We start from the raw sequence: 20,829 nt of genomic DNA, 5'->3' as shown, positions 1-20,829 counted from the left end.
AAACCGATCCGAAACACTGGATGCGTTCGCTGCCCTTCGCCCGGGCGACCATCAACCTCGGCCCTGAAAAAGCCCGGTTTGGCCCGATTTCACTCAAGTCATCAGCAATCCTGGCAAATGTATCAACTTGGTTTTGCCATGTTTCTGCGATAACCTGATCGTTGGGGACGCGCAGAGTACCGTTCAGGGGGAAGATAAAACGCTTGTTCTTAGAAGCGGGACAACCTGATCGTGATTTACCAGTTTGGTGCGTTCGCATTTGATACAGACCGCTTTGAACTAACGGATGGCGATGGGAAGACGGTCCCCATGCAGCCACGCACGAAGGACCTGCTTCATCTGCTGCTCAAGAAGGGCACGCAGCGGCTGCTCACCAAGGAAGAAGTTGTTGAAGCTCTCTGGGGCGGTCGCCATGTCTCGGAAGCAGCCCTTCTCAGCCAGATAAAACGATTGCGCAAAGCGTTTGGCGACACGGGGCGTGCGCCATCCGTGATCGCGACGGTCTATGGGAAGGGGTGGCGGCTGCTACCTGAAATTGTCAGCTCGATGCGCGTGCCCGCAAGCCTCCAGGATAATGATGTCCTTTCTGGTCCGGCGAATTCGGAGCCAGACCGTCCATCCAAGATTGGCGAGCGGCCTTCCGTGGCGGTCTTGCCGTTTCGCCTGATTGGCTCCATCCGATCTCCCTTGGCGGGGATGGGCCAGGGTTTGCCGGACGATATCATCGCCGCTCTTTCCCGCCTGCGGCTCCTGAGCGTTATCGCGCGCGGGACGAGTTTTCAGTTCAATGGCGGAGCGATATCGCCCTCGGCGTTGCGCAAGACGTTGGGTGTCGATTACGTCCTCACCGGTGCGATCGATGTGACGCAGCCCAGAATCGTGGTCACGACTGAGTTGGCCGATGCTCGAAGCGAAAGTGTGGTCTGGACGGACCGGTTCGAAATCGAGCCACAGGCAATCCATGAAGTTCGAAGCCAGATCGTAGGGTGCATCGTTCAAGAGATCGAACGGCAAATCCCGCGCAACGAAGTCGAGCGTATGCGATTTACAGCGCCCGATGATTTGACGGCCTGGCAATCCTACCATGTGGGATGCTCGCTGATCTATCGTAGTGGTATCGTGAACCACGAGCTCGCGCAGAGGCACTTTCGACGGGCGGTGAAAATCGATCGGCATTTCGCAAGAGCGCATGCAGGCCTGGCCTTCACATACTGGTGGCTCCTGTTGCAGAGGACGCTGAATGATCCTGGAGATGGTCCCGAGTTGATGCTTCGTTCGGCCGAGGCTGCAATAGATGCCGACCCGGATGATCCGTCAGCCAACCTCGCAATGGGTAGAGCTTTGTCGTTGCGCCAAAAGCGCGATCAGGGATTGGACTGGTTTGCTCGGGCGATTGAACTCTCGCCCAGCTTTGCCATGGCGCATACGCAGATGGCGGCGCAGCTTTCGCTATCCGGCCCATTCGGAGTAGCGTTGGAGCACAGCGATATTGCGCTGGCGCTGAGCCCGCGCGATCCGATGCGCTATTCGGCCCATACGGCGCGAGCCATCTCGCTGTTTAATCTCGGCGATATCCGGTCCGCTGCGCAAGCGGCCCGAAAGGCGCTTTTGGCCCCCCACGAAGATCTGATGGTCATGGTCGCGTCGATGGCGATTATCTTTGTCGCCGGTCACACAAAAGAGGCAGCGGCTGCCAGTGAGCGGATCAGAAGTATCTTCCCGGGAACTACGATCGCGGGAATCCTTCACGCCACTCCGGGAATGACGGATAACGTGAAAGCTCTCCTGCAGCATGTCCTGTCGCAAAACGGGTTTAATTAGGTTCGGGCTGATTGATCACTGGTGCGCTGGAGCCTTCGGCGGTGCTTCAGGACTGTTCGCCTCACAGGCCCGGCACCCTAGGGCATCACGCGCCTTCAATAAAGGTCATCAGCTGATCAAGCGTCGAAACCCCATAGGCTGCCTGATTGGTCGTCGTCTTCATCGCGCACGAAAGGCCATCGGCTGTCATCAATGCGACCCTGGCAATTGCAGTCGGATCGGCATTCGGGCTCAAGGTTCCGAGCGTTTTTGCGCGATCCAGGCATTTCACCAACGCGTCTTCGACACGCTGTCGGGCGCTTGCGAGATGGGATTCAATCTCTCGGTCTCCGCGACGCCCCAACTCGGCCGAGGAATTTGCCACCAAGCATCCTCGACGATCCACGAGCGCGACGCCCTGCTTCCATTCTTCGATCAATTGGCGCACACCGCCAAGACCATCATGACTATCGTCATCTTCGAGGTAAAGGACGCGCGGTTCGATGAAATTTTCAACATATCTTTCAAGCGCTTGAATGAAGAGTGTCCGCTTGTCGCCGAAACCTGAATAGAGGCTCTGCCGGCCGACACCTGTCAACTCCAGGATCTCGTCAAGCTTCGCATCGGTATAGCCACGCGCCCAGAAAACCTCGGTAGCGGCGTCCAGAACCGCGTCACGTGAATAGCTTGGTGCCGGGCCTCTTTTCATGAGCAGAATTTATGTTCCCTGACCGGGATATCAAGAAATCCGCCTCGCCAAGTGCCTGCTGATTCATGCATCAGAGATAAAAAATCAATTTATCTTGACTCATGAATCAATGTTTAGCAGCCGTTCGATCACGGCGACTGTGGCGCGAGGCGCGGCCCGATGCTCAAGAATGAAAATGGAACGGAGAAGCGCGTATGATCGAAACCTTTGCGGAAACCTCTCCTTCAAGGCGCCAGGCGGTGCCGAATAATCCTGCATTGCGACCCGGCATTGACATAGCCGAGTTCACATCCGCGCCGCTTCGCTTTCATGGCGTCTACGAATTCGATGTTCCACCAGGTGAGCTTTGGCCGATGGTCACAAACGCAAGCAACATCGCAAAGTGGTTCCCGAACATTCGCGGTGGACACCACTCGCAGACCCCGGATGGCGCAGTGGCCAGTTGTGACGTCGGCTCAAAACGGATGTGCCAGACGATTGGAATGGGCACGCTCGATGAAGCGTTTTTGCACTCCGATCCGCCTCGCTTGAGCGTGTACACGATCAAGAACGCTATGATGCCGATCGAAAATCACGTGGCGATTATGCACCTTGTTGAGACCTTCCCAGGGAAAACTCAGCTCACTTGGTCGCACTACCTCGACTATAAGGGGATCGCATTGCGGCGCATTTTCCCGGTCATGATGAAGATCTTCATGGACTTCGGAATCAAGAAACTCGCTTCAACGGTCGGGGGGCGAAGGCGGCGAAACGCGAACGTTTTGAAGCCGACCTGCCACAATCCGAAAAGACTTTGAGGTGTGGGCTCGCCCGTAACTTAGCCCGAAACACCGCATCGCAACCGGCCAACGATAGGACTGGAGGAACCTCTATGACCTTTGAAACCCTCCTTATTCTGTACGCCTTGATTTTTGCCTGCTTGGTGTTCTTCGAAGCGCTCTACACGTACTACTACTTCGGTTTCAGCTATGGCTTTTCATCGAACCGGGACAAGTCGGCAAACCTCGGACACGTTTTGGACTTCGGGTCGAGCGAATTCTCCAGAACCAAGTCGAAAGCGGGTGTCTTGCCATCCCGGTTCTGAGCGTCGCTGCCCTGACCGATCTGGACGCTGGTGCGGCGCTGACCTCTGGCCTTGTCTACATCCTTGCGAGGGTCGCGTTCGCGGTTCTCTATTACCTGGGCATCCCGGCTGTTCGCGGCGGTGTATGGACACTCGGCAATGTCGCGCTCCTCTACATCGTTTACGAGCTCTTCAGCGCCGGAAAATCGCTCTGTAATGACTTCGCTCGAATCCGAGAAACTGCTGCTCTCCGAGAAAATCGAGAAGCTGAGCACGCCTGCGAGGGGCTTCGTCGAGATGTTCAAACTCGCTCTGACGTTTCTCGAAAATCCTTAGAAAATTTGGGAAAATGGCACATTCGAAGACCGTCGAAATGCGCTGAAATTGGCCATTGGGGACAAGCTGAAACACAGCCGCTCCGAAGGACTTCGAACACCCGAAACCTCTATGCCTTTCAAGGTCTTAGGAGCATTTTGGGATGGTAAGAAAGAAGTGGCGCACCCGAGAGGATTCGAACCTCTGGCCTCTGCCTTCGGAGGGCAGCGCTCTATCCAGCTGAGCTACGGGTGCCTGGGCGCGTTAGTGTTGCGCGGCGCGGCGCTTAGCAAGCGAAAGGGCCGCGGGCCAGCCTTAATCGCGCCGCCGCCACTCGCCGCACATCGCACAAGGAGCACGGTTTAACTCTCAGGTAAGGCTGATGCGCTAGCAGACGCGATCATGTCTGCGCTTTCTCCCGACCAAGCGCGCGCAATGCGCGACACAGCGGATGGTGGATCCGGCCCCGATGGCAAGGGCCCCGATGGCAAGGGCCCCGATGGCAAGGGCCCAGGCGGCCAGGGCCCGGGCGGAGACGGACCGACCGGTGGACACTCCGCAACGCTCGCCGCCAAGTGGGAAGACCTGCATCAACACGCCGCGCAGGTGGCCAAGCTTGCGCAGCTCTCGCCTGAACCATTCACGGGGCCGCTCGCCGCGTTCCCCGCGCAGATCGGTGACGCAACCGAATGGCAACGCGAACTCGCCTGGCAAGGGGTGGACGATATCGAGGCGATGATGCGGCCCGGGCTGGCGGCGCTCGAAACACTGCGGCAGCGCGGCGCCTCGGCCAACGCTCCCGCGCTGGCGCTGTGGCGCGAGTTTTACACCGCGCGCGGCGCGGTTCTGGCCCTGGCCGACCGCTGAACGCCCGATAGACAGGCTTTCGCGCTTCGCACGCAGGGCCGGGCAATTGCGCTTGACCGCGTTCTTATTCTGTTCCAGACCGGGCGCATGACGGGAACACAGGCACGCGAACCTTCCTCGCAATCTCTCCGTGATGCCGGGGCCATGCCGCCCGGGCACACCGCCGCCGATGTCGCGCGGGGCATCGGGCGGTTGTTCGCGCGCAACGATATCTGGTGCTTGCCAGAGGTGTCCCTGAAGAACGCACGCCGCGCGGACCTTATGGGTATCGATGCCAAGGGGCTTATTGTCCTTGTCGAGATCAAGGTCGCGCGGGGCGATTTGCTCGGCGACACCAAATGGCCGGACTATCTCGATTTTTGCGACCGTTTCTACTGGGGTCTTCCACCGAGCCTCGACCGTTCGCCCCTCGCAACCCCGGGCTTCCAGCCCGACGAAACCGGCGTGATCGTTGCAGATGGCTACGACGCCGAGATTGTCCGCCAGGCGCCGCTGACCCGCCTCGCCCCCGCGCGGCGCAAGGCGCAGGTTGAACGGCTGGCGCGGCTCGCCATGCGCCGACACACCGCGCTGATCGATCCGCACTGCGCCGATATCGACACAGCCAGCTGACATTCGACTTTGGTCTTAGTCCGCAACGGCAATCCGCGCTGTCCTTTCCGGCGAACACGCTCCATACCCGGCGCGGTGAGGGAGAAGCGGCAGTGATACCGGGGGAAACCCCCATTTGGCTCGCGGCCCTTGCCGGAGGCGCGGCGATGACAGCGATGGTTGCAGCGCGCTATTTTCTGACGAGCGGCGTTTTTGCCTTTGCCACGCAACGCAGACGTCCAGGCCTCTACGCAGGCCTGGGAGTGCAGATTGCGCGCGAAATCCGCTGGTCGATGCTCGCCGCGCTTATTTACGGCGCGCCGACCGGTCTCATCATCTGGGGCTGGCGGCATCACGGCTGGACACAGATCTACAGCGACTGGAGCGCCCATTCGCTCTGGTACCTGCCGCTCTCGGTGTTTCTCTACCTGGTTGTTCAGGACAGCTGGTTCTATTGGAGCCACCGCGCCATGCACCGACCGCGCCTGTTTCGCCTCGCCCACGCGGTGCATCACGCCAGCCGCCCGCCCACGGTCTGGACCGCGATGAGCTTTCATCCGATCGAAGCGGCGAGCGGGGCGATCGTCATCCCGATCCTTGTCTTTTTCGTGCCGATCCATATCGCCATGCTCGGCGTCGTGCTGATCGTGGCGAGCGTGATGGGCGTGACCAACCACATGGGTTGGGAGATATTTCCGCGCTGGCTCGTTCATTCGCGATTGGGCGGTTGGCTGATAACCGCCAGCCATCACGAGCGGCATCACGAGGAATATCGATGCAATTACGGCCTCTATTTCCGTTTCTGGGACCGGGTGTGCGGGACCGATCGGGGGCTGTCCTTGCGGATTGTGGCCGACGCCGAGGCGCATCGCCGCAGCGCGCAAGGAGTTCGGGCGTGAAGCGCCTTTCCGGCCAAGGACTTGGCGCGGCGGCGCTGTGGGCGCCCACGCTCTTGGCGGCCAGTCCGGCGGCGGCCGGCGAGGTGGTGGTGACGGTTACCGATATCCGGTCCTCCAAGGGCGTGGTGCGCGCCTGCCTCTCGGCCGATCAGGACTCGTTCCCGAGATGCAAGAAAGACCCCGAGGCGCTGCGCGTCAGGGTTCCGGCTGGCGAGACCGTCACAATCCGGTTTTCCGGGGTCAAGCCAGGTTCCTACGGGATCGCCGTGCTCCACGATGAAAACGACGATGGCAAAGCCAATCGCGTCCTCGGCATGATGCCCAAGGAGGGCTATGGCTTCTCGCGCGATGCTCCGGTGCGCATGGCGCCGCCCAAGTTCGAAGACGCCGTGTTCGAACACAAGGGCGAAGATCAGCAGCTTACCATCGCGATGCGCTACTTTCTGTAGGACACATCCCGCCGGAATAACGGCGAAACCTGCGACAATCCCGGCGCAGCTTAACGCTATGTTTACCACGTCGCGCGAAAGCTCTTTCCCACACACGCTAAGAAGGGGCAAAGATGGCCATGGACACGCTGCGCGGGGCATTCGGTTCGGACGGAAACGAAGATCGTCCCGACTTCGAAGACATCCATGACCTGGGCGAGGAAAACGAGGCCGAAGGGGGATCGCGAGACCTGCCTCCCGCCTCCATCGGCCAGGATGAGCGCCGCATGCAAGTGCGCGCGTACAACCATTGGGCCAGCCTGCTGGGCGACCGCACCTTTCCCTCCATCGAAGACCTCGAACCCGAGCATCTGCCCGACTTTGGGCCGCATTCGGTGCTGCTCGATTTTTCCGCCGGCATCGAAGACCCGGTCGTGCAATATCTCGGCTCGACCCTCGCCGATGAATGCGGCGCGCCGATGCCGATCGAACGCCTTTCGGATGTACCCGCGCGCTCGCTTTTGAGCCGCATCACCGATCACTACCTGCAAATCATGGCGAACCAGGCGCCGATCGGATTCGAGGCCGAATTCGTGAACCAGCGCGGCGTCTCGATCCTGTATCGCGGCATCCTGCTCCCCTTTTCGAGCGACGATGAAAGCATCGATTTCATCTACGGCGTGATCAACTGGAAGGAGATGGCCGACGCGGCCACCGCCGACGAGCTTCTGCTTGAAATCGACCAGGCGCTCGAAGCCGATGAGGAAGGCGGCGCTCCAAGCCCGGCTCGCCATCACGCCGATCCCATCGCCGATTGGGCCGATTCCCCGGCGCACGAAGCGGGCGAGGAGGACGACGCTCTGGAGCTCAACGCCGAACTCGAAAGCGACAACGTCGCCGAATTCAACGCGTCCGACAATGAATTGAGCGACGCGGCGACGGACGGGGCCAAAAGCGACCTCCCATCGCCTGATTTTGGTCAATACGCGCTCGATGATCCCGACGCGGACCTCGAAGATGAAGAGGACGATGGGATCTCGTACAACTTTGCCTCGCTGTCCGATTACATCGAAGCGCCCGCCAAGAAGGCCGTCGATCTCGACGCGGACAAGTTCGACCCGTCGGACTACAGCGTCCCCGAAGCGCCCGAGCCCGATCCGGCGCAGCCCGCTGCGCCTCCGATCACGCTCGAACCCCCCACGCCAGCAGATGACGACGTGCTGGCTGAAGACGGGGCCGCTGAAAACGTGCTGGCTGAAGACGGGGCGGCCGACATCGCTGAAGACCTGCCCGAGGACGCCGGCTTGCTCGATTGCCTCGCCTCGGCGCGCGAGCTCGCTCGCACCGCGCGCGCGTCGGAAGACCGCAGCCGGCAGGCGCTCTACGCGGCGGTCGGTCGCGCCTACGATTTCTCGCTCGCCGCGCAAGACGCCTCCGAGGAGTACGAAAGGCTGATCGAGGACAGCGGCCTGACCGTGCAGGATCGCGCGCCGATGACCCCGGTCGTCAAGCTCGTCTTCGGCAGCGATTACGACAAGACGCGTCTCACCGAATACGCAGCCGTGCTCAATCACGCGCATCGCCTCGAACTGGAGCGCGGCGCGCTGGCTGACTTTCTCAAAGAGGCCGAGGGCGGCCTCAAGGGCGTGGTCAACGCCGAGCGCCGACTGCGCCGCGAAGAGGCCGGCAAGACCGTCGAGCCCGAGCACACCATCCGCGCCGCTCTGGCGCAAAAGCTGCGCGAACTCGAAGCCCTGACGCTCGAAGCGCTTGCCAAGGACGGGCCCGAATTTTCCCTGGTCATGGTCCGCCGTGGCGGCGAGGGAGAGATCGACGTGGTCGGCGAAATTGCCGACGACACCGCGATGATCGAGCGGGCGGCGCGCAAACTGGTTGGCTAGGCGCGGCTTTCCTCGCTAGGGCCTCCGGCAAGCGCTTTTTGCCAGAGGTTTCCCGAGTTTGCGTATGATCCTGTGGACGCTGGGCTCCTTTGTCATAGTCTTCGCTTTCGGCGGCGTGGCCCTGCAGCTTGCCATCGCGCGCAACGGGCCGGCGGTTCTCAATGCGGTTGACTATCTGACCGGAAACACGCGAGGCGTGATCCGGCTGGCGCGGATTTCCACCGGCGATCATCCCGCGCAAAAACTCATCGTGTGGGGACCGAGCGACGCCGTGGTAGACCCGGACTCGCACCCCGACCCGGGCCCCAACGCGAACATGGGCCTTCCGGTCCTGCTCTTTGCGCATGGCGGCAGCTGGCGCTCGGGCGATCCCGAAGATTACGGCTTCATCGCTCGCGCCTTTGTACCACAAGGGTTCGTTGTGGTCCTGGCAGGATACCGTCTGGTAAAAGACGGCGGATCCGACGGCGCCTACCCGGCCATGATCGAGGATACCGCTCGTGCCATCGGCTGGACCCGTGAGACGATCGCTCGATATGGCGGCGACCCCGACCGGATCGTCGTGATGGGGCATTCGGCGGGCGCCTACAATGTCGTGATGAGCGCGCTCGATTGTCGGTGGCTGGATGAGCTGGGCGCCAACGCGCTGCGCGGTGTCATCGGGCTTTCGGGTCCGTATGATTTCTACCCGTTCGACAGCGAATCCACGATCGCAGCCTTTGGCAACGCGCCCGATCCCGAAGCAACGCAGGTCTTCAATCACGTTCGCGCAGACGCCGCGCCGGCTCTGCTGATCCACGGCGAGAAAGACACGCTGGTGCGCCCGCGCAATTCGCGTGAGCTGGCCGCGCTGATCGAGACGGCCGGGGGCGCGGCGACCTTGCGGCTCTTTCCCGACATGAACCACAACGATCCGCTGATTTCCCTTGCCTCGCCCTGGCGCAAGCGGCGCGATCTGGCGGCGACCATCAGCGCGTTTGCCGGAAACGCCGCGCGATCGCCGCGCGCTTAGGAACGCGCGCTCCGCCGCGCCCTGAGAAAAACGCACGGCGACAACGCGGCACGCTTTCAGTTTAAGTTCAGGCCAGGAAGCGCTACACACCGGCCATGCGCCCCATCCGTTCGCTGCCCAGTGTGCTGCTCGCGCTTGTCGCGACCTTCGTTTTCGCGCTTGCACCGGCCAGCGCGCAATCGCGCTTGCGCGACGCCGAGACCGAGGCGCTGCTCGACGACATGATCGCGCCGCTGGTCGAGGCCAGCGAGCTTGAGCCGGGCAATGTCGAAGTCGTGCTGATCAACGACAGCTCGATCAACGCCTTCGTTGCGGGCGGCCAAGTAGTCTATGTCCATTCCGGGCTCATCAACGCCGCCGAGACCGCGAACGAAGTGCAGGGCGTGCTCGCGCACGAGCTGGGGCACATCACCGCCGGGCACGTCGTGCGGTTCGAGGAACGCACGGCGGGAATGCAGAGCATGACGCTGCTCTCGCTGCTGGCGGGCGCCGCCTCCGTCCTCGCCGGAGCACCGGCCGAGGCGGGCATGAGCCTGTTTGGCCTGGGCATGCAAGCTGGCGTTGCCAATTTTCTCAGCTTCAATCGCAATCAGGAAGCGGCCACCGACCTTGCCGGCGCGCGCTATCTGTCTGGCGCGGGGATTTCGGGGCGCGGCATGCTCAAATTCTTCGAACGCTTGCGCAATTTCGAGATCCGGCGCGGCTACAGCCAAGCGGACGAGGCCGCGTATGGCCGCACGCACCCGCTTTCAGGGGACCGGGTCGCGACCCTGCGCGAGCTTCTTGAAAAAGACCCCGCCTGGGATGCGCCCGAAGATCCGGACCTGCAGGAGCGGTTCTTGCAGGTGCGCGCCAAGCTGTTCGGTTATATCGCCGAGCCCGCTCTGACGCTGCGCCTCTACCCCGAAAGCGACACCACGCTGGCCGGGCACTACGCACGCGCCTACGCCTATCACAAGGACGCGCTGATCGCGGAAGCTCTGGCGGCGGCGGACACGCTGCTCGCCAGCGATCCGGACAATCCATACTACCTTGAATTGCAGGGGCAGATCTTGCTGGAATCGGGCCGGGTCGAGGAAGCGCTCATCCCGCTGCGCCGCGCGACGCGCATGACGCGCAACAACCCGCTGATCGCATCCATGTTCGGCCACGCGCTGATCGCGACCGAGGACGAATCCAATTATGACGAGGCCGAGCGTGTGCTGCGCGCCGCCGTCGCGCGCGATCGCTTCAATCCCTTTGCCTGGTATCAGCTGGGTGTTGTCTACGCGGCGCGTGGCGACATCCCGCGCGCAAAGCTCGCCAGCGCCGAGCAGCTGGTGATGCGGCGCTCCTATCCCGAAGCCCTGCAAAACGCGTTGGCGGCGGAAGCGGCCCTCCCGCGCGGCTCGCCCGACTGGATCCGCGCGCAGGACATCGCCCTTGAAGCGCGCTCCGCTCTGGAGCGGCTGCGCGACCGTCGCTGACCGCCTCGTTGTACCTTGCAATGCTACTGGCGCCTCCCAGCGTCGCCCGCTAGGCCACTCGAATAATGACTGAGACCCGATCCTCCCCCGGCGCCTATTACGCGATCATGACCGCTCTCACCGCGCTCGTCTTCGGCTTTCTGGGCGCGGCGCTCTGGTCGGTTTCGGGTCTTGCCGACACCCGGACCCGCGCTTTCCTGATGGACAACCCCGAAATGCTGCCCGAAATGGCCGAAGAGCTGCGCGCGCGGGAGACCGCCAAGCGCCTCGCCGATGCGGGCGATGCGGTGTTCGAGGCGTTTCCGGGGGCCGTCCTGGGCAACCCGCAAGGATCGAGGGTTCTGGTCGAATTCACCGATTACAACTGCCCGTATTGCGAAGCGAGCCTCAAGGACGTCGTGCGCCTTGTCGCAGACAATCCCGATCTCAAGGTGGTGGTGCGCGAATGGCCGATCTTCGAAGGCAGCGCCCTTGCCTCGCGCATGGCGCTCGCCGCGGCGCGTCAGGGCAAATATCGCGCGTTCCACGAACGCATGTTTGCGCTGGGGCCCGCCACGCCGGAAACTGTGTTGCAAGCCGCCGAACAGGTTGGCCTCGATTTGGAACGCGCGAAGGCCGATGCGGTGAGCGAGGCGGTCACCGCCGAGCTTGCCCGCAACCAGGCGCTGGCCCGCCAGATCGGTTTCACCGGCACACCCGCCTGGGTCACGGGCGACCGGGCGCTGGATGGCGCGGTGGGCTATGAAGGCCTCACCGAGGCGCTCGAAAAGGCGGGGCCACAGGCCGAAAGCTGAGAGGCGAGCAACCGATCATGCGCCTGCCTCTCGCTTACGCAGCCGGTCTGGCTCTGACGGCGCTGGGCGCCGCGTCGGCCAGCGCGGCAACGAAAACCACAGACGGCGTCGATCTTGCCGCCGAGCGCGCCGCAATCGGCCAGTTCCAGGATCTCGACCAGCGCCTGCAGGATATCGGCTGGCGATTGGTGCGCGGCAACGCGCCGTTTTGCGAAACGGTTCTCCCTTCGATCGGCCTGCAATTGCAGGACACGGCCAGCTATGGCCGGCCCGATATCGCCAAAGCCGCGCTGGGCCTGAAGGGCGCGTTTGCGGTTCAGACCGCCGCCGCGCAATCGCCGTCCGCCCGTTCGGGGGCCTTCCCACGCAACCGCGAGATCGTGCGGCTGGGCGAGACCGATCCCAATGGCTGGCCGGCGGGTGAGCGGATGGACTGGGAACGCCTCACCAAAGCGCACGATTGGATCGACCAGGCTCTGGCGCGGGGCGCTTCGCTCGCCTTCACTTTCTCGAACGGCGCGGTCGAACGCGTCGAGCCGGTGCCCGTATGCGCCACCCGCTTCGAGCTGCTCAGCGACAGCAAGACCGCCGTCGCCGACGGGTCGCGGGTGGTGATCGGCACACGCTTTGCGGCCTTCGGCTGGGACGAGGACGAGGAGTTTGCCGGGGTCCTCGCGCACGAACTGGCCCACAACCTGCTCAGCCACCGTGTCTGGCTGGAACGCAACAAGCGCACGCGTCGGCATATCCGCCTGACCGAGCGCGAGGCCGACCGGCTGATGCCCTGGCTGCTCGCCAATGCAGGCTACGAGCCCGAGGCGGCGGCGCGCTTCATGGAACGCTGGGGCAGGAAGCATGGCCGCACCATTCTCACCCGCAGCCTCGCCTATGAGGGCTGGGACGAGCGCGCGGAGCGGATCGCGCGCGAAGCCGCGCTCGTGCGCACCCTGATGGAGCGCGAGGGCGAGGCCGACTGGTCGGTGCATTTCCGGCGCGAGATCGATCCCGCCAAGGGGCTGGCCGTCGCAGCGCGTGAATAGGTTCGGACCCATCAGCGCCCGAGCGCCTTTTGCGCGCGGCAAAGCCCCCTGCCAAAACGGCTAAAATCGGCTACATTGCTCCGCTATGGCTCAAACCCTGCCCATGCTTCCGATTCAGCCGGCGCCGTTTTTCGCCAGCAAGAACCGGGCGTTCTGGAACCTCCAGCTAGCGGGTTGGGGCGGGGCCTTTTTGCTGCGAGCGGTAACCGCGTTTACTAACGGGCTGCCACTCAATTACCTGCTCCTGATCCTCGTGACGATGATAACCGGGTTCTCGATCAGCCTGGTGCTCTCGGTGATCTACCGGCAGTTGATCGGTCGCAAGCCGCTGTTTACGTGGGGTATTACCGCGCTTGTGCTGGCGGGAGCGGTCGTCGTGCACGGCTCGATCGATGTTTGGGCTCAAAGCATCTACTCCGGCGACACACGCGATGCGGGCTTTGCTCAGCGCTTCATCGGTGTTTCGTATATTCCACTTACCCTTCTAGGGGGTTGGAGCGCGCTCTATTACGCGATCAATTTCTTTCTGACGGTGGAGCAGCAGGCCGATCGACTGGAGCGGCTTGAAGCGCAAACCACCGCCGCGCAGCTTGCCATGCTGCGTTACCAGCTCAACCCCCACTTCCTGTTCAACACCCTCAATTCGATCAGCACACTGGTGCTGCTCAAGCAGACCGAACCCGCCAACGCGATGCTAACCCGGCTGTCGAGCTTCCTGCGCCACACGCTGATTACCGAGCCGGGCAGTCAGGTGACGCTCGAACAGGAGATCGAGACGCTTCAGCTCTATCTGGATATCGAGCGGATGCGGTTTGAAGACCGCCTGCGCACCCATTTCGAGATCGACGAGCTGGCTCTGAGCGCGCAGCTGCCCTCGATGCTGCTTCAACCCCTAATCGAAAACTCGATCAAATACGCGGTCGGGACGAGCGAAGAAGGCGCGAGCATCTCGGTCAGCGCACGGGTGATCGGCGAGCGGCTGCGCCTGCGCGTCGAAGACACCGGACCTGGTGCCGGGCCTGGTGCCGGACCTGATACGGGCTTTGGCACCGAACTCACCACCGAAGCGATCAGGGCGCGCGCGCCCGCTTACACGTCCTCTTCCACCGGGGTTGGCCTCGCCAACACCCGCAACCGCCTTGTACAAGCCTATGGCGATAGCCATCTGTTTGAAACACGCTCTCCGCCGGGCGGGGGATTCACGGTCCTGATCGAGATACCCTTCGTTTCGGCGCGCGAAATTGCTCAACTGGACGAAACCGTCAGCGCGGGTTCAGAAATGAGCGCTCAGCCTGACGCGCACGCCGCACCCATCAGCGCACCCGAAGCCGCTTCGGCGCGCGAGGGCGCCGCATTCAATCCTCACCCAGCCTTGGGATCCTAGACCATATGACTATCCGCACTATCCTTGTTGACGACGAAAAACTGGCCATTCAAGGGCTTCAACTGCGCCTGGAGGCGTTCGAGGACGTCGAGATAATCGACACATGCTCCAACGGACGCGAGGCGATCCGCAAGATCAAGACCGAGAAACCCGATCTGGTCTTCCTCGACATCCAGATGCCCGGTTTTGACGGCTTTTCGGTGGTCAAGGGCGTGATGGAGATCGAACCGCCCCTGTTCGTCTTCGTCACGGCCTACGAAGAACACGCCATTCGCGCCTTCGAAGCCAACGCAGTCAATTACCTCATGAAGCCGGTCGACGCAGACAAGCTCGCCGATACGGTCGAGCGGGTGCGCCAGCGCCTGGCCGCGAAAAAGTCCACCGAAGAGGCGGACAAGCTGATGAATGTGCTCAACGAGGTGGCGCCCGACCGGGCCGCTGCGATCAGCGGTGCCGATGGCGAAAGCGAAAGCGCGGATCGCTTCGAGAAGCTCATCAACGTGAAGGACCGCGGACAGATTTTCCGCGTCGAGGTCGATTCGATCGAGCACATCGAGGCCGCGGGCGACTATATGTGCATCCGCACCGCCGACAATTCGCTGATCCTGCGCGAGACGATGAAAGATCTGGAACGCCGGCTCGATCCGCGCAAGTTCCAGCGCGTGCACCGCTCGACCATCGTCAATCTCGATCAGGTCCGCCAGGTGAAACCGCACACCAACGGCGAATGCTTCCTGGTGCTCGACAGCGGACAGGAAGTGAAGGTGTCGCGCAGCTATCGCGACGTGGTGGCGCGCTTCGTGCATTGATATTCATTTCTCTCACACCAAACAGGTGTTAAAGAGATTGCATGAGCGACGAACCAGACAGCATTGTCCTGCGATACCTGCGCAAACTCGATGAGAAAATCGACAGGATCGGCTCTCATCAACAGGAGGCGTCAGCAGAGCTGCGCGCCATAAAGGGCCATCTCTCCGCTTTCATGCAAGGTGAGTTGGCGCAAGACAGCTCGATCGCATCCATTCTCACAAGGCTTGAGAAGCTCGAACGTCGCCTTGATTTGACAAGCTAGCGCCCGCCCGCAGGCCATGACGCTCACCCTGCCCGGCTTTGACCTTGACCGCTTCATCCGCGAAACCCTCGATGAAGATCTGGGCGTAGGCCTGGAGGGCGGCGGGCGCGATGTCACCTCCGAAAGCGTCATCCCCGCCAAGGCGCGCTTCTCGGGCGTCATGGACAGCCGCGACGCCGTTGTGGTTGCGGGCTTGCCGCTCGCCGAGGCTTTTTTTCGCCAGCTCGATCCGGACGTCGAGATCGAAGCGCTTGTATCTGACGGCGACAGCGTCACGCCCGGCACCGACCTTATGCGCATGGTCGGCAACGCGCGCGCGCTGCTGACTGCGGAGCGCAGCGCGCTCAACATCGTGCAGCACCTCTCCGGCATCGCCACCCTGACGCGCGATTACGTCGCCGCCATGCGGGTCGGCAGCGCGACCTGCACGCTCCTCGATACGCGCAAGACCCTGCCCGGACTGCGCGCGCTCGAAAAATACGCGGTGCGCATGGGCGGGGGCGAGAACCACCGCATGGGCCTGTGGGACGCAGCGATGATCAAGGACAACCATGTTGCCGTGGCGGGAAGCGTGGGCGCGGCGGTCGAGCGCGCGGCGGCGGCGGGCGTCAAACCGATCATCTGCGAGGTCGACCGGCTCGATCAGATCGAACCCGCCTTGGAAGCGGGCGCGCACCACCTGCTGCTCGACAATATGGACCCCGCGACGCTCACACAGGCAGTGGCGATGATCGGCGAGCGCGCCAGGACCGAGGCAAGCGGCGGGATCAATCTCGACACCATCGCCGACAAGGCGGCCAGCGGGGTCGACTATTGCTCGGTCGGCCGCCTCACCCAAAGCGCGCCAGCCGCCGATATCGGGCTGGATTTCACGCCGCTGTGATTGAGCGAATTCGCGCGCGCCCTTGGTCCATCCACGCTTTCGCGGTTCTCATTCTCGCCGTCGGGCTGCACACTCTTATCACGAGCCTGGCCCACCTCGATGACTGGCTCTTCGACTTTGCCAACGCTCTTCCGCAGCTTCCCTGGAACCGCGACTGGGTGATCGTCGCGTTGTCGGCGCGTTTCACGATCGTGTGCATTCCGGTCGCCGCGATCTGGATCTGGCGAGCCGGATTTGCGCGTACGCTGGTAACGCTCTTCACCTTCCTGGCGTGCGCGAGCCTGATCCGTGTTCTCGCCGAAGGGTCCGATCCGCCCGATGCAATGGGCGTCGCAAAGACGCTTATCATCGCGGGGGCAAACGCCCTTCTTTTTACCCCGTCGGCCAATCAATGGCTGCGCAGGGACGAGGCGCCCAGCGGCGTCGAAGCCTTTGAGTAGACGCGCCCGCGACAAGGGCGCTCGAATGCGCAAAAAGTCGCGGGAAGAGCATCGTTTCTCGTGGCGCCGAACCCGTCGGGTCCGTATGAAGGGTGGGAAACAAAGGGGATCACCATGCAACCACAATCGATTGTCAATTTCAGCCGGATTTATCTCGGATCCCTGGCCCTTGGCATCGGCAATTTCATAGCGTCCTACGATAGCGTGATGGCTGAATTGCAAGCCGATCCGGTGGTCGCGGAGATGGGCTTTGCGAGCCTCGGATTCGTTCTGGGCACCGCCGCGATTGGCTGGGGGATTTCGCTGCTCATCTGGTTCTTCATCGCGCGCCGGGCGAGCAAAATCGCGAAATGGATCTTGGTGGCTTTGACCGCACTTGGATTGGCCATGCTCCCATCCTCGCTCGCAACCATGCCGACCGTCTCCCTCGTCGTCACACTTGTGATCACCGCGATGCAGCTTGTGGCCATCTATTTCCTCTTCCGGCCCGATGCCCGCGCATGGTTCGACAGCAAGGGCGACCCGGCGGCCGATATCTCCACCTTCGAATGAGACCTCGGCGGTTTGCGTGGACGCTGGCGCTTCTCGCGCTGCCGGCCACAGCCCACGCCCAGGCCTATCAATGCCGCGCGCCGCGCGTTTCCAGCGTCCCGCAGATTGCCGCTGACAGCAAGCCGCGCCGCGTTCCGATCACCGGCTACACGCTCGCGCTCAGTTGGAGCCCGGAATTCTGCAAGCCGCGCGAAAGCGCGCCCGCGCACCGGGTGCAGTGTTCGGGCGAGAACGGGCGGTTTGGCCTGGTCGTGCACGGGCTTTGGCCGCAAGGCACGCGCACCTGGCCGCAATGGTGTCGGCAGGAGAACCCGCTCACGCCTGCAGAGCTGCGCAAGCGGCTGTGCATGATGCCAAGCGCTCGCCTGATCGCGCGCCAATGGGCCAAGCACGGCAGTTGCATGACCAAAAGGCCGGAGACGTATTTTGGCGTCACGCAGATCTTGTGGGAGAGCCTGCGGATCCCGGAATACGACCGCATCAGCCGCGAAGAGGGTCTTACCGCCGGCCGCATCCGCCGCGCCTTCGCCGAAGCCAATCCCGGCCTCCCGGCCAGCGCGGTCGGGGTGAAGCTCAACGAACGCGGATGGCTGCAGGAGCTGCGCCTGTGCTATTCCAAACGCTTCCGCCCCACGCGCTGCGATGATCGGCGCTATGGCGCGCGCGACGGCGCGCGGGCGAGGATCTGGCGCGGACTCTAGGTCGCCCCATCGCTCCCTTGCCTGGGAACCGATTGCCGCCTAATGAGATGATGTCTCATTGAGCCAATCCGATGACCACTCTTCTATCCCCCAGCGCGCAGCGATCGACCGACCACAGCGTTCTTGACGCGATCCGCGACGAGGCGTGCAATCTGGCGATCTGGGAGCGGTCTGGGGCTCCGGCGTTCGACACGCTGCTCGCATCGCCGCTCGACGATGTGCGCTTTGCCGCCACGCTGTCGGAGCTTGGTGCGCGCCTCACGGCCCAGCTCGGCGCGGCGGGCTATCCGGCGACCCCTGCGCGCGCGGCTCTCATCGCGGATATCGCCGCGCTTGCCGAGCGTTACGCAGCGGTGATGGAAATCGACGCGGTGAGCGTGCGGCTGGCGATTGTCACCACCAATTCGTGCCGCAAGTTCCACGCCGACTATGTGAAAGCGCGGCTGATCACGACCTATGTCGGCACCGGCACGCAATGGCTGGATGCCGAGGACGCGGCGCGGGTCGCGCGCGATGAAGAACCTCACCACATTCGCACCCTTAAGGCAGGCGATGTCGGTCTGTTCAAAGGCCGAATGTGGACCACACACCCCGCCATCCACCGCTCCCCGCCGATCGCGGACACGGGCGAGAAGCGCTTGCTGCTGGTGCTGGACCCGGTGCGCGACGCGGCGGGCTAAACCCTGACGACCTCGCCTTTGCCCCAGATCAAATGACCGGGCGCGGCGAGTGTGGTAGAAGCCTCGCCATGATCGATATCGAACAAATCTCCGCCACCGCCCACCGGATCGTCGTCATCGCCGAGTTCCGTCAGGACGACGCGCAGCGCCTCGCCGGCTTCGCAAAAGAGCGCAACGAGGCGGGTGGAGGCGGCAACCTCCTCATCGATCTCACATCCCTCCAGGGCTTCACCTTGTCGGCTGTCACCGTTGAACTCGGGCATATCCCAAGCTTCCTCAAGTGGGTTTATGGCCTCGATCGGATCGCGGTGGTCTCGGACGAGGAATGGATCCGCACCGCCGCGCGGATCGAGAGCGCGATGCTGCCCGGCGTGACATACGCGGTCTACGACGAGGATGAAGCGGACGCGGCGCGCGCGTGGGTGATGGAATCAGCCGAAGCGCCGCACACCGGAGCCTTTCGCGAGCTGGATCTGGGCAATCCCGCCATCGCGGCCTTCGAACTCGCCGGTCGGCTCGACGCCCCCGAAAGCGAGCGCGGGATCGCGATGGTCGAAGCGCGGCTGAAAGAGCCGGAATGCCGCAGCCTGATGATGGTGATCAAGAGCTGGCACGGTTTCGAGGCGGACCTGTTGTTCGACTTCGGGTTGATGCGATCGAAGATGCACCTCATCAACGAAATCGACCGCTACGCCATCGTCGGCGGCCCCGACTGGATCGGCGGCACCGCGCAGCTTTTCGGTAAGCTTGTGAAACCCGAGATCCGCGCGTTCGATGACGATGAGCAGGACGAGGCGGTGGAGTGGTTGAAGGGATAAGCCGAGAGGCCGCAGTTTTGTGGGACTGTCAGCTAAGGGGTGGGAAACGGGCACTAACATTGTCGTCATTCCCGCGCACGTGGGAATCCACTCTGTCACAACGGCTCAAATCCAAAGTCCTCAGCCAAATCTCGCCATCTTGGGTTGTCTTCTTCGATCAAATCCACCTTCCAAGCACGCCGCCATTACTTGATCTGCTTCTCGCGCAAGATGGCTTGCTCCACTGTCGCATGTTGTTCGAACCAAACAAGACGATGCGCATCGTACTTCTTGGAGAAACCTTCGAATGCACCGTCGCGATGCTGAGCAATGCGCTGGAGTAGATGCGAACTGACGCCGAGATACAGCGTGCCGTTTTAGGCAGATGCCAACAGGTAAACCGTTGGCTGAAACTCTTTGTGCATTGGACCTAGCTCAATGGATTCCCGCGTGCGCGGGAATGACGAAATATGTCCGCTAGTGGGGTCGTAAGCGGACGAGACACCCCTCACCGCCGCTCCCTGAAAAACGCCCGCAGCAACTCCGCCGCTTCCTCTTCGCCCAAGCCTGAGTACACCTCGGGCCGGTGCAGGCATTGCTCCTGCTCGAACACCCGGCTCCCATGTTCGACGCCGCCGCCTTTGGGGTCGCTTGCCCCGTAGTACAGCCGCGCCAGCCGCGCGTGGGCGATCGCGCCCGCGCACATCGCGCACGGCTCCAGCGTCACGTAGAGGTCGCAGCCCGTCAGCCGGTCATCGCCCAGTTTTTGAGACGCCATGCGGATTGCGCGCATTTCGGCGTGGCCGGTGGGATCGGGGGGAGAGCGCGTTGCGTTGCCCGCCACCGCGATCACCTCATGGCCCTTGACCACCACCGCGCCAACCGGCACTTCGCCCGCCTCGCCCGCCTTCCGCGCGGCCTGCAAAGCGAGCGCCATGGGTTGAGGCAACGGCCATCGGGGACTTGAGCGCGCGGTCATGCTCTGGCGCTAACCCTCGCACGGCGACGAATCAATTGACGTTTTCGCGGCGCCCCGCTATGCGGCGCGCTTTCCGGGACCTCCGATCGATCGGACCGCGACCATCGCGGCGCGCCCGTCACTGTGAACAGAAACGAGATTTACCATGTCGCGTATTTGCGAACTGACCGGCAAGGGCCGCCAGGTGGGCCACAATGTGAGCCACGCCAACAACAAGACCAAGCGCGTCTTCCTGCCCAACCTTCAGAACGTCACGCTGCTGAGCGAAAAGCTGGATCGCAGCTTCAAGTTCCGCGTGTCGACCCACGGCCTGCGCTCGGTGGAGCACAATGGCGGGCTCGACAACTGGCTGTTGAAGACCAAGGATGAAAAGCTTTCCCCGCGCGCGCTCAAGGTGAAGCGCGAGCTTAAGAAAGCGGCGGCTTCGGCCTAAGCCAGGCATCGGGCTCTCCAAGC

The 20,829-nt window shown here is 62.7% G+C and carries 24 protein-coding genes, 1 tRNA gene and 1 pseudogene; 22 read left to right on the top strand and 4 right to left on the bottom strand.

Features of this window, described 5'->3' with window-relative positions; all coding sequences use genetic code 11:
• Positions 1–231: 231 nt before the first annotated feature.
• Positions 232–1,821: a winged helix-turn-helix domain-containing protein gene (locus QNI87_RS08505; RefSeq protein ID WP_300595747.1), complete on the top strand. Its 1,590-nt coding sequence runs from the start codon at positions 232–234 to the stop codon at positions 1,819–1,821.
• Positions 1,822–1,906: 85 nt separating this feature from the next.
• Here the strand turns inward: QNI87_RS08505 and QNI87_RS08500 are convergent, their stop codons facing one another.
• Positions 1,907–2,509, bottom strand: coding sequence for a TetR/AcrR family transcriptional regulator (locus tag QNI87_RS08500; RefSeq protein ID WP_300595746.1), 603 nt, complete (start codon positions 2,507–2,509; stop codon positions 1,907–1,909).
• Between the two features lie 194 nt (positions 2,510–2,703).
• Between QNI87_RS08500 and QNI87_RS08495 the strand changes: the two genes are divergently transcribed.
• Both QNI87_RS08495 and QNI87_RS15745 read left to right on the top strand, forming a co-directional pair.
• Complete coding sequence (locus tag QNI87_RS08495) at positions 2,704–3,306, top strand: SRPBCC family protein (RefSeq protein WP_300595745.1); 603 nt, start codon at positions 2,704–2,706, stop codon at positions 3,304–3,306.
• Between the two features lie 118 nt (positions 3,307–3,424).
• Positions 3,425–4,057 (top strand): MAPEG family protein, encoded by a 633-nt coding sequence (locus tag QNI87_RS15745; RefSeq protein WP_366146175.1) that lies wholly within the window; start codon positions 3,425–3,427, stop codon positions 4,055–4,057.
• 8 nt (positions 4,058–4,065) lie between these two features.
• Here the strand turns inward: QNI87_RS15745 and QNI87_RS08485 are convergent.
• A tRNA-Arg gene (locus tag QNI87_RS08485) sits at positions 4,066–4,142 on the bottom strand.
• Positions 4,143–4,322: 180 nt separating this feature from the next.
• Between QNI87_RS08485 and QNI87_RS08480 the strand changes: the two genes are divergently transcribed.
• The 18 genes from QNI87_RS08480 to QNI87_RS08395 all read left to right on the top strand — a co-directional run bounded on the left by QNI87_RS08480 (position 4,323) and on the right by QNI87_RS08395 (position 19,415).
• Positions 4,323–4,754, top strand: a complete 432-nt coding sequence (locus QNI87_RS08480; protein WP_300595743.1) for a hypothetical protein — start codon at positions 4,323–4,325, stop codon at positions 4,752–4,754.
• A gap of 144 nt (positions 4,755–4,898) precedes the next feature.
• Complete coding sequence (locus QNI87_RS08475; RefSeq protein WP_300595742.1) at positions 4,899–5,366, top strand: MmcB family DNA repair protein; 468 nt, start codon at positions 4,899–4,901, stop codon at positions 5,364–5,366.
• Between the two features lie 146 nt (positions 5,367–5,512).
• Positions 5,513–6,244, top strand: coding sequence for a sterol desaturase family protein (locus tag QNI87_RS08470; protein WP_300595741.1), 732 nt, complete (start codon positions 5,513–5,515; stop codon positions 6,242–6,244).
• On the top strand, positions 6,241–6,693 hold the full coding sequence (locus tag QNI87_RS08465; RefSeq protein ID WP_300595740.1) for a DUF2141 domain-containing protein: 453 nt from the start codon (positions 6,241–6,243) through the stop codon (positions 6,691–6,693). Before QNI87_RS08470 ends, QNI87_RS08465 begins: the two co-directional genes overlap by 4 nt.
• Positions 6,694–6,812: 119 nt before the next feature.
• Positions 6,813–8,573: a hypothetical protein gene (locus tag QNI87_RS08460; RefSeq protein WP_300595785.1), complete on the top strand. Its 1,761-nt coding sequence runs from the start codon at positions 6,813–6,815 to the stop codon at positions 8,571–8,573.
• 64 nt (positions 8,574–8,637) lie between these two features.
• Positions 8,638–9,585: an alpha/beta hydrolase gene (locus QNI87_RS08455; RefSeq protein ID WP_300595784.1), complete on the top strand. Its 948-nt coding sequence runs from the start codon at positions 8,638–8,640 to the stop codon at positions 9,583–9,585.
• A 95-nt stretch (positions 9,586–9,680) separates the two neighbouring features.
• Complete coding sequence (locus tag QNI87_RS08450) at positions 9,681–11,051, top strand: M48 family metalloprotease (protein ID WP_300595739.1); 1,371 nt, start codon at positions 9,681–9,683, stop codon at positions 11,049–11,051.
• A 65-nt stretch (positions 11,052–11,116) separates the two neighbouring features.
• On the top strand, positions 11,117–11,845 hold the full coding sequence (locus QNI87_RS08445; RefSeq protein ID WP_300595738.1) for a DsbA family protein: 729 nt from the start codon (positions 11,117–11,119) through the stop codon (positions 11,843–11,845).
• Between the two features lie 17 nt (positions 11,846–11,862).
• Entirely contained in the window at positions 11,863–12,885 is a 1,023-nt protein-coding gene (locus tag QNI87_RS08440; protein ID WP_300595737.1) for a hypothetical protein, read from the top strand.
• Between the two features lie 97 nt (positions 12,886–12,982).
• Positions 12,983–14,269 (top strand): histidine kinase, encoded by a 1,287-nt coding sequence (locus QNI87_RS08435; protein ID WP_300595783.1) that lies wholly within the window; start codon positions 12,983–12,985, stop codon positions 14,267–14,269.
• Between the two features lie 5 nt (positions 14,270–14,274).
• On the top strand, positions 14,275–15,078 hold the full coding sequence (locus QNI87_RS08430) for a LytTR family transcriptional regulator DNA-binding domain-containing protein (protein ID WP_300595736.1): 804 nt from the start codon (positions 14,275–14,277) through the stop codon (positions 15,076–15,078).
• A 41-nt stretch (positions 15,079–15,119) separates the two neighbouring features.
• Positions 15,120–15,341 carry a hypothetical protein gene (locus tag QNI87_RS08425; protein ID WP_300595735.1) on the top strand — a complete coding sequence of 74 codons (222 nt, stop codon included), beginning with the start codon at positions 15,120–15,122 and terminating at the stop codon, positions 15,339–15,341.
• Between the two features lie 16 nt (positions 15,342–15,357).
• Positions 15,358–16,224: a carboxylating nicotinate-nucleotide diphosphorylase gene (nadC, locus tag QNI87_RS08420; protein ID WP_300595734.1), complete on the top strand. Its 867-nt coding sequence runs from the start codon at positions 15,358–15,360 to the stop codon at positions 16,222–16,224.
• Complete coding sequence (locus tag QNI87_RS08415; protein ID WP_300595733.1) at positions 16,221–16,664, top strand: hypothetical protein; 444 nt, start codon at positions 16,221–16,223, stop codon at positions 16,662–16,664. Before nadC ends, QNI87_RS08415 begins: the two co-directional genes overlap by 4 nt.
• A 114-nt stretch (positions 16,665–16,778) precedes the next feature.
• The gene (locus tag QNI87_RS08410; protein ID WP_300595732.1) at positions 16,779–17,216 is read left to right on the top strand and encodes a hypothetical protein; all 438 of its coding nucleotides are present in this window, start codon (positions 16,779–16,781) and stop codon (positions 17,214–17,216) included.
• Positions 17,213–17,917, top strand: coding sequence for a ribonuclease T (locus QNI87_RS08405; protein WP_300595731.1), 705 nt, complete (start codon positions 17,213–17,215; stop codon positions 17,915–17,917). Before QNI87_RS08410 ends, QNI87_RS08405 begins: the two co-directional genes overlap by 4 nt.
• A 71-nt stretch (positions 17,918–17,988) precedes the next feature.
• Positions 17,989–18,597, top strand: a complete 609-nt coding sequence (locus QNI87_RS08400) for a DUF1826 domain-containing protein (RefSeq protein ID WP_300595730.1) — start codon at positions 17,989–17,991, stop codon at positions 18,595–18,597.
• 68 nt (positions 18,598–18,665) lie between these two features.
• The gene (locus tag QNI87_RS08395; protein WP_300595729.1) at positions 18,666–19,415 is read left to right on the top strand and encodes an STAS/SEC14 domain-containing protein; all 750 of its coding nucleotides are present in this window, start codon (positions 18,666–18,668) and stop codon (positions 19,413–19,415) included.
• A gap of 95 nt (positions 19,416–19,510) precedes the next feature.
• Here QNI87_RS08395 and QNI87_RS08390 read toward each other — a convergent pair.
• Both QNI87_RS08390 and QNI87_RS08385 read right to left on the bottom strand, forming a co-directional pair.
• Positions 19,511–19,762 (bottom strand): annotated as a pseudogene (locus tag QNI87_RS08390) (GIY-YIG nuclease family protein).
• 140 nt (positions 19,763–19,902) lie between these two features.
• Positions 19,903–20,373: a nucleoside deaminase gene (locus QNI87_RS08385; protein WP_300595728.1), complete on the bottom strand. Its 471-nt coding sequence runs from the start codon at positions 20,371–20,373 to the stop codon at positions 19,903–19,905.
• A gap of 145 nt (positions 20,374–20,518) precedes the next feature.
• Between QNI87_RS08385 and rpmB the strand changes: the two genes are divergently transcribed.
• Positions 20,519–20,806 (top strand): 50S ribosomal protein L28, encoded by a 288-nt coding sequence (gene rpmB, locus QNI87_RS08380; RefSeq protein WP_300595727.1) that lies wholly within the window; start codon positions 20,519–20,521, stop codon positions 20,804–20,806.
• Positions 20,807–20,829 lie beyond the last annotated feature (23 nt).

The sequence above is a fragment of the Erythrobacter sp. genome (genome assembly GCF_030066995.1).
Lineage (GTDB): Bacteria > Pseudomonadota > Alphaproteobacteria > Sphingomonadales > Sphingomonadaceae > Erythrobacter.
The sequence above is the reverse complement of the archived record's forward strand: the minus strand, read 5'-3'. Positions and strand labels throughout refer to the sequence as shown.